This is a genomic window from Niastella soli, assembly GCF_017742245.1.
Classification (GTDB): Bacteria; Bacteroidota; Bacteroidia; order Chitinophagales; family Chitinophagaceae; genus Niastella; species Niastella soli.
Genome location: NZ_JAGHKO010000011.1, coordinates 43,790 through 62,259, shown reverse-complemented (window position 1 = coordinate 62,259; position 18,470 = coordinate 43,790). Strand labels below are relative to the sequence as shown.

General features: G+C 40.6%; 11 protein-coding genes and 1 pseudogene. 2 read left to right on the top strand and 10 right to left on the bottom strand.

Annotated features, from left to right (window positions below; genetic code table 11):
* Positions 1-106 precede the first annotated feature (106 nt).
* The 7 genes and pseudogenes from J7I42_RS26440 to J7I42_RS35745 form a co-directional block, all read right to left on the bottom strand.
* Positions 107-4,366 carry a gliding motility-associated C-terminal domain-containing protein gene (locus J7I42_RS26440; protein ID WP_209141898.1) on the bottom strand — a complete coding sequence of 1,420 codons (4,260 nt, stop codon included), beginning with the start codon at positions 4,364-4,366 and terminating at the stop codon, positions 107-109.
* 144 nt (positions 4,367-4,510) lie between these two features.
* A complete protein-coding gene (lepB, locus tag J7I42_RS26435; protein WP_209141897.1) occupies positions 4,511-5,404 on the bottom strand; it encodes a signal peptidase I in 894 nt (297 codons plus the stop codon).
* A gap of 25 nt (positions 5,405-5,429) precedes the next feature.
* A complete protein-coding gene (locus tag J7I42_RS26430) occupies positions 5,430-7,703 on the bottom strand; it encodes a hypothetical protein (protein WP_209141896.1) in 2,274 nt (757 codons plus the stop codon).
* Positions 7,704-7,717: 14 nt separating this feature from the next.
* Positions 7,718-8,179: a hypothetical protein gene (locus J7I42_RS26425; RefSeq protein WP_209141895.1), complete on the bottom strand. Its 462-nt coding sequence runs from the start codon at positions 8,177-8,179 to the stop codon at positions 7,718-7,720.
* Between the two features lie 43 nt (positions 8,180-8,222).
* Positions 8,223-9,290, bottom strand: a complete 1,068-nt coding sequence (locus J7I42_RS26420; RefSeq protein ID WP_236065591.1) for a DUF4221 family protein — start codon at positions 9,288-9,290, stop codon at positions 8,223-8,225.
* A 179-nt stretch (positions 9,291-9,469) separates the two neighbouring features.
* Entirely contained in the window at positions 9,470-9,703 is a 234-nt protein-coding gene (locus J7I42_RS26415) for a hypothetical protein (protein WP_209141893.1), read from the bottom strand.
* Between the two features lie 167 nt (positions 9,704-9,870).
* Positions 9,871-11,034: pseudogene (locus tag J7I42_RS35745) on the bottom strand (O-antigen ligase family protein); the annotation flags it as partial.
* A 951-nt stretch (positions 11,035-11,985) separates the two neighbouring features.
* Between J7I42_RS35745 and J7I42_RS26405 the strand changes: the two are divergent.
* Positions 11,986-13,923 carry a hypothetical protein gene (locus J7I42_RS26405; protein WP_209141891.1) on the top strand — a complete coding sequence of 646 codons (1,938 nt, stop codon included), beginning with the start codon at positions 11,986-11,988 and terminating at the stop codon, positions 13,921-13,923.
* Positions 13,924-13,971: 48 nt separating this feature from the next.
* Here the strand turns inward: J7I42_RS26405 and J7I42_RS26400 are convergent, their stop codons facing one another.
* Complete coding sequence (locus J7I42_RS26400) at positions 13,972-14,718, bottom strand: LytR/AlgR family response regulator transcription factor (RefSeq protein WP_209141890.1); 747 nt, start codon at positions 14,716-14,718, stop codon at positions 13,972-13,974.
* On the bottom strand, positions 14,711-16,855 hold the full coding sequence (locus J7I42_RS26395; RefSeq protein WP_209141889.1) for a tetratricopeptide repeat-containing sensor histidine kinase: 2,145 nt from the start codon (positions 16,853-16,855) through the stop codon (positions 14,711-14,713). Before J7I42_RS26395 ends, J7I42_RS26400 begins: the two co-directional genes overlap by 8 nt.
* A gap of 356 nt (positions 16,856-17,211) precedes the next feature.
* On the opposite strand from J7I42_RS26395, the gene J7I42_RS26390 reads away from it, so the two are divergent.
* Complete coding sequence (locus tag J7I42_RS26390; RefSeq protein WP_209141888.1) at positions 17,212-17,742, top strand: hypothetical protein; 531 nt, start codon at positions 17,212-17,214, stop codon at positions 17,740-17,742.
* A gap of 227 nt (positions 17,743-17,969) precedes the next feature.
* On the opposite strand, the gene J7I42_RS26385 is transcribed toward J7I42_RS26390, so the two are convergent.
* A complete protein-coding gene (locus J7I42_RS26385) occupies positions 17,970-18,146 on the bottom strand; it encodes a hypothetical protein (protein ID WP_209141887.1) in 177 nt (58 codons plus the stop codon).
* Positions 18,147-18,470 lie beyond the last annotated feature (324 nt).

Here is an 18,470-nt window from a genome sequence, read left to right as displayed (position 1 = left end):
CCATGATTGAATCTGAAATAGGTCTGACAGGGATCTGTAGGGGAATTCTTTTGCTTTTTCTGAAGAAAACCAGGTATTCTCCCGGGAGAGACTGGAAGATCATTTATTATCTGACGAGCTCAACGATCCCTTTTTCTACTTTTTCCGGTTGTCCTTCCAAAGTGTACCTGCACATCCAAACATAAGTCCCTTTTTGTGCATCCTGGGCGTTTATCTGTCCATTCCAACCTAACGATGGGTCATGAGTCTCATATACCCTTCCACCCCAACGGTTGTATACAACAAACGTGAAAGAGGTAACATTCCCAAATATCAATGCCCTGAATACATCATTCTGGCCATCACGATTTGGCGTAAATGCATTGGGAACATACAAACCTTCGAGACAATCTTTTGGCAACACCTGGATGGAATCGCTGCCCGAACAATTGTTGTTATCGGTGACAGTTACCCAATACATGCCCGGTTTAGTGATAGTAAGGGAAGAACTGTTTGAAAAATCGCTCCACTGATAGGCGTAGTATTTGTTTTTTGGAACGATGGTCATTTTCCCGTACTGGCACATAGCGGTATCGGCGGGCAGAAAATGGGCAGGCGGCGGTGCAATGGCCGTTATACGGGCGGTATCTGATCCTTTGCAGCCATGACCATCTGTTACAACAACCCAATACGTGCCGATTGAATTTATTTCCATAGCATTACCGGTACTTCCATTGCTCCATTGATAACCTGCATATTGCTGTGACGGCTGCAATTGTCTGGTGCTTCCGGCACATAACACACTGTTTTTATTCAACAAAGGAACAGGATTCGTATACCCATCCAGCATAAAAGTATCTTTTGACTGGCAACCGTTGTTAAAGGTCGCGGTAACAATAAACTGTCCTTTCGTTTTGGCAACAATTGAACTGACCTGTTCACCGGTATTCCACTGATAACTATCAAACAAGGGCGCAGCTTGTAATAGGACGCTGTCACCCACACATATGGTGGTATCTTTGGGCAGGTTGACCGGCGGCGAGACAAGCGTTGTGATCAGGATGGAATCGATGAGCGTACAGCCTGGCCATTTCTCGGCAGTTGCATAGTAACGCATGGTAGTGGGCGGATTTACCTGCGCAGTATTATTAGTAGCCTGGATATTCACCTTTGGCGACCATTCGTAATTAGTATATCCTGTACTGGCAGTTAATGCCACGGCATCATTGTTACATTTGTTTGTATTACCGCTTATTTTAAAGACCAGACCGGCTGCATTTATCAAAACGGTATCGGTACCGGTGCCCCCGCAATTATCAGTAACATCTACATAATATTTACCGGTTTGTGTAACGATCAGCGTGGAATCGGTACTGTTGTCGTTCCATTTGTAGCTGGCGTAGCCGGGGCCTGCACTCAGCTTTATTTTCTGTCTATCGCAGATCAATGCATCATTACCCAACGAGATCTGGCTGGCCGACAATCCCACTGAGGAGGTAACGTTTTGTGTGGTAACCATACAACTGCCTTCAATCCTTGCGTTGATGGTATAGACGCCTGTTTTCTTAGGAACAACCCGAATGGAATCACCATTCAGGCCCACTGCTTTGAAAAATGCGGTATCATATTGCCAGGTGGCCGCCGCATCACAACCGGCATTGTTTGCCAGGTAATAAGTAAGGGTATCACGCAGGCTGCAACCGTTATTACCCGGTTTAAGAGTTACCACATTACAATTCGCCGGTGTGTTGCAGAACAGTGTGGCGTCAAGACTCATAGCATTTCCGGTAATTGATCCGAAAAAAACAGGGAAAGCCTTTATATCCTGCAGAGAATGTTGTGAGGGTGAAACAGAAAAACTAATTGGCGTTGGGACGAATGATCTGTCAGTTCTGTCACAGCCACCGCCGGTATTTATCATACCGCTGCTATCAGTCTTTATAAAAAAAGCGTTGGAAAAAAACCAGTTCTTTGCTGGTTGATACCGGTCCCGGGCGTCGCCCCAAACCACCACTCCTTTACCTTGCGCTTTAATGCTAAGTGGATAATAATTTTTTGTACCAGCATAATTCCCGGCCCATGAAACAGTTCCATCGGTACCGAACCGGGCAATACAAAGTAACGTATCGGTCCCAACCACCACACTTTGTGAAAGTATAAAGTCGTTATAAGGAGTGAGATCGACTGCTAGTGGGTATATGTCATAGTTAATTCCAAAAAATGGAGAATACGCCATATTATCAGCCTGAAAAATTTTAGCACTGTTTAAACTACCATCCGGGTTTATTTTTACCATTACCGGAGAGTTCACTTTATCAAAAGAATTGATAGGAACAATATGGGTAAGAAAAACGTACGAAGTATCATTGTTCACAAACAATCTGCTGATTATGCAGGAACTATTAGCGCCACCAGCAGTAAAAATGTTACTCCACCCCCGGTTACCGGTTGCCAGGTCAACTTTTTCGGCCCAAAAACTACTAGTCCTGGAATAGTAAGGATTCTCACAGGCAAAATAAACAGCGCCGTTACTATAGAAAACCTTTTTATAACTTATACCAACATAACCGACCCATTCTTTTTTCCAAATGACATTCATATTGCCATCAAAGTATAGCGCTAAGGTCTGTGAACCGCCATTACTGACCAACAAAACGAACCCGCCATTTGGCGTGGCAGTAACATCAACTATTTTCCCGCTGCTCCATTCGTTTATATCACGCGTCCAGATAACATTCCCGTTAATATCAATTTTTATTGCTGAAACAAAGGTGCGGTTGCGGGTATGTAAATTGAAATCCCTGTTAGCAAAAATAATATAATTACCATCGGCTGACTGTATTATCCGGACGAATCTTGAGGTACAAAATAACGCGTTATATGTTTTTGCCCAGGCCACATCCCCGTTGGCATTATATTTCATCACCATTCCATCCCACCGGTCATCGCCTATCGCCAGTTTGCCACCATCGGAAGTGGTAACGGCATCTCTGTAAGTTACAGCTTTAGGGGCGCCAAATTTCAAATGGTAGGTTTTGTTACAATCTGGCGGCAAAGGGGTTTTATCAGTACAAAATGAAGATTCGCAATTGAGGATCTGAGTTTGTACTAATACATTAGCAGTTGGTGCTACAACATTATTTATAACCGGCGTATAATCATTCTGTGAAGCCCAGGTGAATGACTGCTGATAGCGGGTGGCGCTGTCAGCAAATGCTCCTATGCCCGAGCTGGTGAAACATGCGGGGCCTTCGCCGTCAACATTCACCCGCGACATGGTCATAATGTAAGTTCTATTAGAGAGCGTGTAATAGTAACCAACAAATACGCCTCCCCCATCATTCGTTTCGTCAATAGCATGTTTTGCCTGTTCAAAATAAAGCGGTGAAAGGCTGGTCACATACTCATATCGCCCATACTGATTCACCTTTCTGACATGTGGCTGGTAATTTCGGCCCCGGGTAGCGTATAAGACAAGGACTCCATTGTCAGTCATCCTTTTTTGCGTACTTATTATGGTATCACTCCCGTTCTCGGTATATAACGAAGACAGGATATTTCCTGCCATATCCGTTCTCACCAGGATCTGCGCGTTATCGTAAAAATAAGAAGCATTTAATGATTGCCGGTACCACAACCCATAGGAAATACTGTTATTAAAGATATCCAGGTTAAAGATCTCATGATCATAGGTGGCGTCTTTCTTAAAAACATTATTTGAAGCAATAGGCGAGCCATTTGCACTGTTCAGGGTGGTAATAACAGCGCGACGGGTGTTTATTGTATAAAAACCGGCCGCATATATTACATTACCGGCAAATGCAATGGAGGTAAAACTATCGTTATTACCCTGATCGAAAACATGGGCCCATTTTAGCGTGCCATCAAGCGCCATTTTAAACACCACCGCATCGCTTGCCGCGGTACTATCATTGGCATTATAAGTACCAATAATATCGCCATCACTGAATTGCAGTACCGCTTTAACTCTGTCGGGTCCGGCACCACCATTGCCCAGTTGCCTGCTCCAGAGGAGGGAACCGGCACCATCGATCCTTACCAGCCAGGCTGCACCATTTGTATAACCGAACGAAGTGGTAGAGCCAAACAACAAAAAACCGCCATCATTAAGCGGAGTTACCCCCGTAAATGCATCATTACCTGGTCCGCCAATCAGGAATGACCAGATAACGTTTCCGTTTCCAGACATTCTTGTTACCAGTCCATCACCTGGCAATCCTGCGCCGCCCTGACTTCCTTTACCGGCTATTATAAACGTACCATCCGACAACGACCTGACAGCAGCAGGCATTACATCTCCTGATCCTTTATATTCTTTTGAAAAAACAGGAATACAGCTAACCTGGGCGGTTGCAGTGTAGAACAAAAAAGAGGCGATTACAAGGAGTACCGGCAAGGGGTTCAGGCCAAACATAACGGAAAATTACTCCAAAAAACCAAACTTACAAGGTCTGTCATGGGGAATTTCATCACGGCAGCCCCGAAGAAAGACAGGTAAGACAACAGGTTATCAAAGGCAAAACATATATTTTCCTACTAAATTCTCCTCTGGTATTAAACCATATCGCCGTGAATCAACGGCAATATCACGGTTATCCCCCATCATAAAAAGATAATTCCTTTTGAAAATATATGAATCTACTCTTTTTCCTTTTATATAGCAGTATGCTCCCGAACGATGAAACGATGTATCCTCATAGCACCGGATAGCATTTTCATAAAACAAACAGTCCTGCTGATCAAAATAAACTTTCATCCCTATGGATGGAATAATCAGCAAAGGCATATCCAGACTGTTCTCCTTTAACATTGCCTCTTTGACCACTATACGGTCCGAGTCATGTAATATATTGTATCTCGTAATGGAATCTATTCCCTTCTTCAATTTTTCTTTCTGATACTGGTCAAGTGCTATAAATACATATCTTCCAAACTTCCTGTAACTGTTTTCAAACTTATCAATATTAGCGCGTTTTATCTCGGCATTTACTTCAGAAAGATCATTATACCAGATCTTGTAATAATGCCGAACGCTTAAAGGCTCAACTACCGCCTTCCCATCAACTTTCACTACGCCATTTTCAATTTCAATACCAGAGCCGGGAAGTCCAATACACCTTTTTACAAAAAACCCGGGCATTTCTTTTTTTATCGTAAAGACATATATCTCATTCAGATGAGGCGTGTCGGTTACAGATAGCTTCCTGAACAAGCCTGATAAATACCCGCCGTAATTAGTTTTATTTACAAAAATATAATCACCGCGCTTTAATTTGTTTTTCATAGAACTACTCGGGATCCTGTACATATCAAAAAAACAAAGCCTGAGCGCAAACAATACAATTACCGACCATAAGACTATGTAACCCATTCTCCGTAATGCTACCTTACCGTCAATTTTCATATACTTAGACTATTGATTTAACAGGCTATTGTACACTAAAACTAAACTTATTTACTCCCAGCAATCCAGCATCGCCCACTCCTTCTATTATACCTACAAACCGGCTGCGGATATCAGAACAAAAGAATTGAACAGTAGCCTCACCGTTTTTATCGGTAATGAGTAGCGGTTTCCAACATAACGTATTACGGCTGTCTGTAACAGCGTTGGTTTCTTTATCGTAATCAGGCTCATAAAACACGCGGTTTTGATAATAACCTTTTGCTACGCCCATCTTCAATAGTTTCAGTAGTTGTTCTTCGTTATATACAGGGTAATGATATGTTACCATTTTGTGATTGTCGTTCGTTAGAACTACCTTACGATGCGAGGTAATAGCAGCCGTAAACATGGGATACTGTTTACCTTCAACAGGTTTAATCTCCGTTCGTTCATCAGGGCAGTTTAACCATCCGCATTCGCCAACATAATCTGTATTCCCTTCATATTTTGCGATGCTGTCCAGATAGCCAAAATACTTATCCTTAAAGCCTCTGCCTTTTGCCACTACAGTAACTTCGTCCAAGGTTTTTGCGTATTGCAGGTAGTTCACGTCATTCTCACTTATTTTATCTTCAGTCCCTGTTTTATAGCCAGCTCCCGCTTCTTCATAAACCGGAGGCTGTGGCGATGAATGAAGAACATCAAAAGGATTGGCGATCTGCATACCGTATTCTTTTTCGGAAAAATATTTGATAAAAAGTCTGGGGCCTATTGTCAATTGGTTTGGTATCAAATAAAACCAACCACTACTATCGGTAAAGACAAGCCGGGAGGTGCTTTTATTGTAATTAAGCAGCATGAGCGATAACGGCTTTGTTATTTTTCCTGATTTTGACATTGCCGTCATACGTCCCTGAATACTATCAGACAATGCGGGTTGTTGGATGGCGATCGCTTCTTTGAGCGCTTCTTCACTCCATATATACTGCTGCCACCCTTGTGTAAGCAATAGCAGGTCCAAAGCCTCCAGACGATCATTATGACTGCTGTCAAAATAATAAGCAGGATCATCGATGCGGCCGCGAAGCTGTGTAGAGAGACTATAATAACTTACAATATCGCGGGTATTTTGGGCAGCCCCGAACAGATGATCATACACACGCAGGCTTAATACCGCAGGAACGGGGTTTCCATTAGCATCACTTGTCTTAATTTTTAAGGATACTTTTTCCTTCTGCGAATATTGCTTATTCACGGAACTAAGACTGATGTTTAATTTTTGCTCAGCATGCAGGTAAACCAATCGTGTCGCCAACGGCCGCTGCTGCTCATCAAAAAGGGTTACGGCCGCTATTCCCCGCGAAATATTTTGAGTCGGGATCTTTATTTCAAGACTGTCCATGAGCGCGGCTGAAGCTATGGCTTGCACCGTTCCCCTTACCTGTAACAGCAGAAAGATCTTTTTTCTACCAGGCAGATGATTCATGGCAATCTTAAAAACCAAACCGCTTGTATCATTCTTTACCAGCTGCATTACCAGGCCATCGTCCTGAACTTTGGGAAATGAATATAAGCTGTCACTGTTCTCAAGTTTTATACGATACACCGTATTTTTTTCGGGTGTAAACAAAAAGCTGCCCATGCCGGCATGCATGGTCTTAAAATTGAGTACGGCTGTATTGCCTTTTAACAATATGCCATTAAGTTCTGCCGGGCGACCATCCTGGCCGACCGCTTTAAAAGCGACCCGGTTTTGCAAACCCGCCACGAGATTGCCTCCTTCAGGGAACGCGCCAAATTGAACCTTGTCTTTCCGGATCGTTGCAGCCTGCTGTTGGGAATTGTTATTATGTCTTATTGACCGCACTTCTTTGATTATCTTAAAAGAGGTGGCTGCATAAAACCAGGGCTGATCCAAAAAAAAGGAGTGTGCGGTATAGGCTTTTAAATAATAATCGCCTTCGGGCAGGGTTTGAGGCAAATACACGTGCCCATAGGCTATACCGTTGTCAATGGGATACATTTCCTGCCATACGATGCTATCAGATCCTTTCTGCTGTAATTCAATATAGAGCGTTTTATCAATGGGAGAAAAGGATAGGTCCTGCGCATTCAGTATAAAAGCATTGAACCAACAATCTTCGCCACTGACATAAATATCTTTGGCGGTCCTCAAATATACTGATGTCTGTGACTTAACCTGGGAATAAGGATTCAACCGGCCTGCCAGCTGGTCCATCACTGTCCGGGAGTCCTGTGAATAGGATTCTACAGCGTAAGCCATTAATACAATAAGAAAACACGTAATGCATTTCATGACAATTACCTTTTCTAATCTAATTGTGTTCTCAACCATTCAAAAGCCTGACTGTTTGATGGTGATTGAAACTGATGGGCAACTATATTTCCATCTTTCAATTGGGCTATACACGGGTACACCACATTTTTGGTTTGAATGTTAAAGACCCCGTCATGATCGATAAAAACATTTGCGCGGTCAACAATGGTCTTTCCGATCTTTAATTGCAGGATCTTTACTGATTGAACTTTAGTCAATATAAATAATACATTGGCTGAATCAACATAGTCTCTCATAAAGGCCTCTCCTTCCTGAATACAGCCGTTGCAGCCAAGACCCGGCAGGATCACCACCCAGGTTTTTGCTTTCCCGGGAACTGCCTTATTTAATCCGTTCTCAATGGATTCAATTTCTGCATCGCTATCTGTATTTTTAGTTTTACACCCACCCAAAAACATCAGCGCTATTATCAATATGGCAAATAAATATTTCATAATATAAGGTTTAATACGGGAATTCAGGGTTTATTAAGTTCATCTATTCCGGCTTAAATATTTTAAAATGCAGATAGGCTTCCGTAAGATCTTTCTTATCCAGGTATTCGATGTTCAATCCCTCTTCTGTAACAAAGGCATTCTCCCAGTTAAAATTACTACAGGTGCCGATGGTAGTCTCTCCCAAATATTTAAAATTTTCATCCAGCACTATAACAGACAATGGCTTTTCCAAAATGGTGGTCATAGAAGTGGCTGCAGGCATTGACTTTCTGAGAAATCTATAATATACTTTTCTGAATTTATCATATCTGATCCCTGCATACAGATCTGTTTTACACACCGCCAATATCAGCTTTTCTGTCGAAAGCCTGCCTTTAAAAGAAGCAATAGTACCAGCCTCGTTACTGCCTCCATAAGCCACTGAATAGCCTTCTTTGTCTTTATCTGCCACGAACAAATTGTGCGATACAGGAAAGCTATAGACCATTTTATTATTGGGTGCCAGATCGCAGTAAACGTTTGTAAAAAGCCCTTCATTTTCCCAAAAATAATTATGGCCATAAAGGGAGTCTGGATATAGGCGGGAAAAACTAACATTGTTATTACTTAAATCAATATGCGTTTCGAACTTAAATCGTTGGGCTATACTGTCGGGAAGCGATAGCATATACTGGCCAGGGATGGTCAGCTCCTGCCCTGTTCCTATCAAAGGAGCAGCAGTTGAAGGATAATATTGCGGATATTTATAAGTCCAGTCAAGCGCGTGGAACGGATGATTTTCTATCAGTGAGATCCGGGACGATATTTTACCAGAGTCATTTATCAACACCACTTCATTATTCGTTTTATTGTAAATATAAATTGAATCGAAGTTCTTAATATAATAACCAAGCGGTGTTTTAATGCCGTTTTCTTCTTTACTGAATTTAATAGTTCTCTTCAATTCAGCAGTCAAATAATCATAAACATAAATAGAACCGGTAAATGTATTTAAAAATGTCAGGTCGATCCTGTTGCTCTCATCTGCGTACAGTTGGATATATTGTGGCTTTGGAGCGCTGAAGCTATCCAGGAGAATTTCTTTCTCTTGTTGCAGAATTAAATTCATGGTTGCTTTCATTTTTCCCTTTTGCTCATTTTGTACTTCTACGAAATTTGATGTGCATGAAAAAAGTACAACCAAAGGAAAAACAACAGCCAATAAAGCAATCTTATTCATCAGTTTAAAATTGTATGAATGGAGGTATTAGAACCTCCATTCATGATTAAGAATGACCGGATAATGAACTACCAACCAAAGTCACACTCATTGTTTCCCGGATCGCCAACACAAAATTGGGCCAGCGACAAACATTTTCCACCGCCCGCACCATGTGAGCTAAAGCACTCTGCGCTTGCGGTATTTATTTTTACAAGAGACGACAAATCAACGTTTTTGCTGTTTGCATTTGACTTAGAAGCGAAAAAAACAACTGCGGCTATGGCAGCAACGCCCATTGCGCTGAATACTTTCTTTTTCATATAAGATCGTTTAATGTTCAATTGAAATTTGAATTGCAACCTGAAAGTCTAATAGGGAATACTACTTTCATACAAATATTTTCGCCCACATAACCTGTACGGGAGCAAACACCGATGAGATCGGTCCCCTGGTAATTAACTGTTTTTTCGAATGAAGGTTTTTGGTTTTAATGATTGTTTAGTGTACCTGTTTTTATTAATTCGTGTGCAAAGCCCTTGATCTCACGGATAGCTTTGGAGGGAATTTTAACTTTCTTGCTTTCAATGGCCTTTGCCATTTCTAACGCTTTTATTTTTTGCCCAGTTTCATTATACAATGTCATCAACAAATAAAACGGATAAAAGCGATTAGGGATCATGTACATGGCGTTTACATACGACTTCTCGGCATTGATATAATTGCCCAGTTTCCTTTCACAATCACCCATAGCGGTTTCGATTATACAGGAGCTCAAAAAATATTTGGCCTGTTGTAACATTTGTAAGGCCAGCGCGTCATTGCCTGTCATCGACAGGGATTTGGCATATTGCATCAGATACTCTCCGTTTCTCTGAAATTGAGGATACACCGATCCAAATTTCACCACGCTTTCGCTATAATACCCACTTAAATAGAAAGCCTCGGCTTCCCGCCATGCATAAAATCCACTTCTTAGCTTTTCGATGGTCCTGAAACTATACCAGGAAACGAAAACACCACAAATAAGAGAGATGGCAACCAATCCATATCTTTTTGACACGAATTGCATGTTCGTAGAAAAAATATTGTTTTCGCTTTTTGCCAGCATTGCAAAAGCGAACACCGCTATCATCCTCATCGGTAAATTGTCGGACATATATGTAAAAAGCCCAAAGACAAAACAACCTAAAAGCAGACTGAATGATAAAGTCCTGAAAATTGCCTTCTCACGAATTGGGAAGCTAAACCTCTTGTATAAAACAAGGGAAACAAGGATCAGTAAAAAAACCACTATCCCATTTTCCACAAGAAGCTGCAATGGCTCATTAAAAGCATAAAAAGTATTGTCGGCCAATATGTGATCAGGGCTTTCGTTCATTCCGATCCTTTCAAACCATTTTGCCTGTTCAGCCATATAATGTGTTTTGAACCCGTCAAAGCCCACACCAAAAAACGGATGAGCCATTACCATTTTCATTGACACCTTATAAATCAATAAGCGACCATTTGCTGAATCTTTCTTGAATTGATAGAAAAAGAATACTGCACTCAGGAGTACGGCTGAAATGAGCAATAACCGCTTTACAGATATATTGAACGGGCCTTGTTGCCTTTTGTATTTGATCCCGATCAGGCCAACACCCGCCAATACGCTAAGCCATGAGGAACGGGAACGCAAACCCGGTAATATAATGAGGCAACTTACAAAAACCACTATGGGCAGGTAAGTAAAAAGGGCGGGGAACAAACGACCGGATAACGATTTCACTTTCGGGGGCAATTGGCTGATCAGGCTATTTCGATTAAGATACATCCCGAATGATAAAACCGTAATCAGTGACAGGTAACCGGCATATCCTCCCGGATTAAAAAAACTTCCGGTAATGGGGAAATCGGCATGATGACTATTGATCATACCCGCTAACTGCAAAATACCTTCGAAAACCTGTAAGAAGCCCCCCGCAATAATACCAAGAAGAAGGAATGGATAATGCCATACCGGTAAACATCTTAACAAGAGATACCATACCATCATTTGGAAAAGCTCTATAAACCGAATAGAAAAGCCATGATTGGGATGTATAAAATATCGATCAATGACTATGTATAAGCACATAGTCATGACAAATACATCGACCAGGGAAATGGAAACCGGAATTGCATGCCGGGAAAGCAATAAAAAGGGAAAAGAAAGAACGCCCACTATCGTCACGGCATAACCCAGAAAAATGAACCTGGAGGTAATTGACGGTTCTATAAAGGAATCGATGTAGACAGAGGGCAATAATACGAAAGTACTTATTACCAGGGCAAGAATAAGGCCTACTACAATTTGGGTTAAGGTTCGAAATGGCATAAAGCAAGCAATAGTTTGGCTACTGCCATGGTCAAATTATCGTATGGCCAGACAGGATAAGTTTATTACTAATTACTAAATCAATTTATAAACTAAATGAAACCAGTGTACGCAAATTGCATATATTTATTTACGCAAACGATTGCATAAACATTTGTCCTGCGTTCGCATAAGAGTAGCTGTAACTGTTTTATTTTGCAATTATCCGTTCCAGGGCCACCCCTTAACCATAAACCATTATCAACGATGCAACGCAGCCTTTTTTACCTCTTATCTATTATTACCATTCTCAGCGGATGCGCAACTAACCAAACGAAGCTGGAGATATCATTTGAATTGGCAGGCAGAAATAAGAAAGAATTGCAAAAAGTAATTTCTTACTTTGAAAAAAGCAAAGACCCGTTAAAGGCAAAAGCTGCGGTGTTTTTAATAGAAAATCTGCCATATCACAAAACCTTCAAAATAAACAGGGCATTCAATAATTGTTTTGACAACATTAACCAGGCAGCGGTTGATTCCAGCGGGAACGACCGAAGGAAATATTTCGAATCCTTGTTGAAAGCTGTTAAAAACCGGCCAAACTCACCTCAGCAGTGGAGCAGTACCGAAATGGTAAAGGCAGTAAATGCCGATTTTTTGATCAATAATATTAACCTCGCTTTCAAAGCCTGGAATATGGTCCCCCGGGAAAACAGGGCAAGCTTTGATGAGTTTTGCAACTCTATACTGCCGTTCTTTAATGTCAATGAACCTGTTGAAGAAAAGGCAAGACAATTCTTTTTTGATAAATACCATTGGGTATATGATTCCCTGAATGCGGGCATGCCATTTAAAAAGGTCGCAGATTCCATAATTGGTGAATTTAATTTTACGAGCATGGTATCATTGCCTAAATATTATCCGGCGCCGTTAAGTGTAAGTCAATTAGAAAAATCCCGGTTAGGGTTGTGCGATGATGCGGTCAATTACTTCGTTAATCTATTTCGTTCGCTTGGAATTATTTGCAACAAGGACCTGATTGTTCAATGGGGTAATACCACTCTCCTCGGGCATTCATGGATCCACCTCAAATATGGCACTTTCGAATATTCACGGGATGTAAATAGCGAGGGAATTGATCTAAGGACCAAGTACCAGGGCGAAAGTATCCCAAAGGTTTATCGTTCCACCTTTTCACCCTTGGCCCAGACGGCATGTGTCTATCAGAACAATCTGTTCTATTCAGACGTCACTTCATTTTACACGCCAACCGTTTCATTGCAGTTTCCGGCTGCTGAAAAATCCGTTGCCGCAAAATTGCGTTTAAATGTTTTCAATTCGCAATCTATGTGGAACGATGTAGCAAACTGTGAAGCAAAAAATGATTCTATTGTATTTCGCAATGTAGGCGTTAACTGCGTATATATTGTTGGTTTTTGGGAAAATGGGACATTCAAAAGTCAGTCGCCCCCGTTTTCTATCGATGCCGATAAGAAAATTAAAAACTATATACCGACCGGCAGCTATGATTCAATAAAGATCTTAAGAAAACTGGGACTAGCACAGGTCCGCAATAAATCGAAATTAGGCTGGATCAACCAATTGACCGACTGTGTAATTGAAGGGGCCAATGACAGCAATTTCAAAAGCAGCGTCACTCTTTATAAAGTCAAGCCTTTTTTCAGTACCCAGAAACAGTTTATAGAAGCGGTCTCCTTACAGAAATTCAGATACGTTAGATTCTACTCAAAAGACAAAGAATCGTACCTGGCATATCTTAAATTTATAACCAATGAAGACAAGGAAGTCAAAGGCAGGTTCATTTCTCAGAATCTGCCCCCGCGATCCAAGACAGACAACCTTTTTGATGACGCGCCAGAAACATTTTGTGGCGGGAAGGATTATTTTGTTGGATTTGAGTTTGATAAGCCTGAAACAATTTCCCAAATAGTGTTCCAGCCACGAAATGATGACAATGCAGTTCGAGTTCATGACAACTACACTTTATTTGGCTGGGTGGATAATAATTGGCGCCCGATTGAAAGAAAGGAGGCAAAAGATACGCTGTTGTATTTCCATAAGGTGCCCAGGAATTGCCTATTTTTCTTAAAAGACAACACGAGGGGCAGTGAGCACCATGTTTTTGCAATGGACGAAAAAGGGCTGCACCAGCTTTGGTTTGGCTTTATTCCAAAGGTGTTATAGCATGTCCGCTATACAAAGCCTACCTCTTTTGTGTAGCATACGCACAAATTACTCTTTAAACTTTTTTAATAACAATTCCTTCCGGTTTCGGGATACATTAATCGTAGAACCATCATTCATTACGACATAACCACCTTCTCCACGAATATATTTGACCACTTCATTAAGGTTTACCATGTATGAATGATGTACCCGAACAAAAAAGTAAAATTCCAGCAATTGTTCCTCAATCTCTTTTAACGTGCGGCAAGCTGTTATTTTATTTTTATTCTTAACATGAATATGTGTATAGTTATCATCAGCTTCACAATATAGAATTTGATCTACGCCTAACAGTTCATACCCTTCTAAAGTAGGTATTGCAATTTTAGAGAATCCTCTATTTCGGTATTGCAACTGGTCCAATAGCATTTCAAATTGTGCCTTGGACGGTAAATGTGCTTGAGCTGTCATTTTCTTTACTGCAGCTACAAGTTCTTTTGAATCAATGGGTTTTAACAGATAATCCAATGCGCTAAATCGAATCGCCTTAATAGCATACTGATCGTAGCTGGTTGTAAATACTATAAAAAAAGAAATTTCAGTAAGTTGCTCCAATAATTCAAAACCATTCATCACGGGCATTTCTATATCAAGAAATATCAGGTCTGGCTTGCCTCTTTCTATTGCAGCCAGTCCATTTTTTGCTGAAGTACACCGTTCTATTACCTGTACCTGTGGACAAAAATCGCTCAATAACAACTCCAACGTGTCCAAACAGTGCACTTCATCATCTATGATAATAGCTTTAATCATAAATAAAAGGCAATTTTATAACAACCTCGGTACCGGCAGCCTTGCCATCATCCTGCACAAGGTCGTTTATAATTACAGACGAATCAGACGGGTGAAAATGTTGCAGCAGCGCTATCCTTTCCGCGGTAATCTGAAGTCCCATTGACTTATGTGTTGCAGATGACTGATACCTGCTTTCCGGAACCGTACTTCGCCCTACGCCGTCATCTGAAATTTTCAAAAACAGCTGATTGCTTTCCTGGCATACTTCAATGTACAAATGGCCATGTTCCTCTTTATGCATCAATCCGTGCCAGATCGCATTTTCGACATAAGGCTGAATGATCAATGGCGGCATTTTCAGCATTGAAATATCCAGTTCTTCCTGAAGAGAGATCTTGTATGAGAAATGATAATTAAAACGAAGGGCTTCCAGCTCAATATATAATCTTAATGCGTCCAGCTCGCTCTCCAACGAGATCAATGAATTTTGCGAATGCTGTAGGATCATCCTAACCAATCTTGAAAATTTCGTTAGATACTCCGAAGCCTGTCTTTTTTCATTTTGCAGAATAAATCTGTTTATTGAATTAAGTGAATTGAAAATAAAATGTGGATTTATTTGTGCACGAAGCAATTGCATTTCCAATTCAGTAGTTTTCTGTTGTAGTGAAGCTTGTTTTGTTTCGGCTTCCAATTGTTGCATGAGCAAGCTTTGCTCTAATTGTTTACTTCTGAGCAGTACATTCCTTTTTTTAAGAGAAAGATTTCTGTAAACAATAAACCCAACAAATACAAGGGCCAGCAATCCTACGGCAAGTATCCATTTGATCATAGCAGCATTCGCCAGTTCCTCTTTCTTTATTTTATTATCTTTATCGAGCAACGCGATCCTTTTAAGTTTTTGTTCATAATCTGCCTGGACCTTATAATTCCTTAACCTCCATAGAAATTGCTTATTCATTAACGAATCTTTTAGTGCGGTATACTTTTGCAAGAAAATATAGGCACTATCGTTTCTATTTAACTTTTTATATATGTCTGAAAGTAATTGGTAGCCTGCCATCATTGATTGTTTTTCATTGGCACTTTGCGCAATAGCTGACCCTTCCAATGCATAGTGCAAGGCTATATTATTCTCATCCTTTCCTTCATAAGCTTTGCCAACATCAAGCAATACCCGCATTAAATCCCATTTATCATTTTCCCGCCTAAAGTGTTCAATTGGCTTAAGAAAGATCTCAAGAGCCAGATCAAATTGCTTTTTTTGAAGGAAAGTTTCCCCAAGACTGACCTGTGTCATCTGATTTTCCGGATCGATCTGTAAGGCCCTTTTAAGGTAAAAAAGAGAAGAATCAGGCTTGTTCATTAACCGATAGACAATGCCCATAGGTTCATCGAGATAATTCCAATTTGTCTTATGCACGTTAATGGAATGTGTATTGGCATATTGTAAGCCCTGTTGAAAGTAATCCAATGCATCTTCATTGTCGCCTGCCACTCTAAATAAATGGCCCATATTGGTCAGGGCTGCAGCAACACAAAGATGATCGCTCATTTCTTGCCTTATAGCCAAACTTTTGTTGCAATATTTGAAACTACTGTCATATTCGCCCATTGCCGCATAGAGAAATCCCATCCAGCCCCAGGCCACTCCCTCTCCTTCCCAGTCATTCAACCTATGCAAATAATCTAATGATCTTTTAAAGTATTCAAGTGAATTGTCAAATTCGTTTTCTGAATAGAGCACTTTACCCAGCCACAGGTTACACCAGCCCAACCCTTTATCATTATGAAGGCCTTCAAACATCCCAAGGGCTTTGTGTAAATAAATTTTGGAGGCCAGTAAATTCTTTCTGCAAACCTCTCCTACTCCAAGGTGCATAATGGCGGTTGCCTGTCCCGGCGTATCCTGGAACTTCAAAGATTCCTGATAGGCAAGATCAGCCCAGCGGGAAATAGAATCAGGCACAACCCGTGGAAGCCACCAATACGCCTCACTCAACGCATTCAGACAGCTTATTCTACGAATACCCTGTGTTGCCGGCAAAAGCCTTGTCAGGCTATCAATCTTTTTTGTAGGGGGATGTTGTGCAACGACAGGTAAAGCTGATAGCACAACAAATACAACGGCTATTATATTTCTTATTACCTGCATTTTATCATGTTTGAATTGTTCAGGAATAGATCAATAATAACTCATGGGTAGAAATTTATCAGAGCGCCTAATTTTCCCAATTAAAGTTAACCATATTAAAGATCTTCCTCATAGACTTTCTTGCCAAATCTAACTCTCCCAACTACTGAAACCTATTGAAAATGAGTAACTGGTCAAAAACAAAAGCTTTTGGCGGTTTCGACAGGGCAATCATTGACGGCTGATCTCCTCTCCATTTTAATTTCTACCAACTACCCGTTATAGCCGTCAGCTACTCAGTGGCGCTGGTAGTGGGCACTGAACTGGTATAGCTTTGATCCAGCTTATAACAATTGTTAATACTAAAATTTACAGTTATGAAAAAAATAGTCATTTCCGGTCTTGCAATAGTTTTATTGAACGGGATAACAAGTATTGCGCCTGCCCAGTTTGTTGATAGAGCTACAAGCGTTGATGCCACTAGTGATTTCAATTCCAATAAGTATGCTACAACAGGTGTTGCAAATGATGTAACTAACATAAATTCAAAAGCAGTAGAAAGCTTTACTAAACAATATGCAAATGCAACAGACATAACATGGTCCCGGGCAAATAACAGAGAGCAAGTAGTTCGATTTTTCATGAATGGTATTCAATCAAGAATATTCTTTAACAACAAGGGAAGACAAACAGCAATGATTCGCTATTATACTGAAGACAAGTTACCAAAGGAACCGAAGCAGCTGGTAAAATCAGCCTATTATGATTACCATATTTTTGTTGTAGTTGAAGTTACCGTTGACAACAAAACTGCATACCTGGTAACAATCAAGAATGAAACCAATACAAAAACGATCAGGGTCCTGAATGGAGAAATGGATGTAATAGAAGAATTTAAAAACGCATAGATCAATCTCAAAAGGGCAAATCACTTACCTGAATGAATTAACTGACCTGTGATTAATTACAACTTTAGGATCAATGATTTAAACCCAAACAATCGATTTAGTTCCCTTAAACCCGGTCCAGCTCACGAAAGAAGCTTCACATACATGTGGGGCTTTTTTTTGGGGGCCGTAGACATGACTGACTTAAGGCGATAAAATAGGCGCAAAATCGCAATAGCATATACCATTCAACCTATAAAATCACCAGAGCTCAATTTATACCGGATACTAAAATCAGAACTGGCATCTTCTTCGAACAGGTAATAGTGCCCGATAATTCTAGTACGTGCGGCAAACATATCGCCACATGCATGACAAATAAATACACACCCAAAAAGAACGCTGCTGATGCATTTGATTTTCATTTACCAATCGTTTGTTCCATAATAACAGTCTCTCTTCCTTTCATCCATCCTGCACTATCCTGTATGAAATGCCTTATACTTATTCGTTACCTACTAATAAATGTATTTATTACTTTTAACTTTATTGTTTTGTAAATATTTACTAACTTACGAACACCTAATATTGTCCATCGACCTTTAACCGCTTGTCTATGAATTACAACACCCAACCAAAACAATTATCACTGCATTCATTCGCGCTAATAACAACAACGCGCTTCATCCACACACAAAAAGGTTATACACCTGACATCTTCTACCATCTTAAGCACTGAAGGATTCACA

Excerpts from the sequence above, each read along its gene's own strand:
- lepB (WP_209141897.1), bottom strand. The coding sequence starts at position 5,404 with ATGAAAATTGACGGTAAGGTAGCATTACGGAGAATGGGTTACATAGTC.
- J7I42_RS26405 (WP_209141891.1), top strand. The coding sequence starts at position 11,986 with ATGCAACGCAGCCTTTTTTACCTCTTATCTATTATTACCATTCTCAGC.
- J7I42_RS26400 (WP_209141890.1), bottom strand. The coding sequence starts at position 14,718 with ATGATTAAAGCTATTATCATAGATGATGAAGTGCACTGTTTGGACACG.
- J7I42_RS26395 (WP_209141889.1), bottom strand. The coding sequence starts at position 16,855 with ATGCAGGTAATAAGAAATATAATAGCCGTTGTATTTGTTGTGCTATCA.
- J7I42_RS26425 (WP_209141895.1), bottom strand. The coding sequence starts at position 8,179 with ATGAAATATTTATTTGCCATATTGATAATAGCGCTGATGTTTTTGGGT.
- J7I42_RS26390 (WP_209141888.1), top strand. The coding sequence starts at position 17,212 with ATGAAAAAAATAGTCATTTCCGGTCTTGCAATAGTTTTATTGAACGGG.
- J7I42_RS26420 (WP_236065591.1), bottom strand. The coding sequence starts at position 9,290 with ATGAATTTAATTCTGCAACAAGAGAAAGAAATTCTCCTGGATAGCTTC.
- J7I42_RS26415 (WP_209141893.1), bottom strand. The coding sequence starts at position 9,703 with ATGAAAAAGAAAGTATTCAGCGCAATGGGCGTTGCTGCCATAGCCGCA.
- J7I42_RS26385 (WP_209141887.1), bottom strand. The coding sequence starts at position 18,146 with ATGAAAATCAAATGCATCAGCAGCGTTCTTTTTGGGTGTGTATTTATT.
- J7I42_RS26430 (WP_209141896.1), bottom strand. The coding sequence starts at position 7,703 with ATGAAATGCATTACGTGTTTTCTTATTGTATTAATGGCTTACGCTGTA.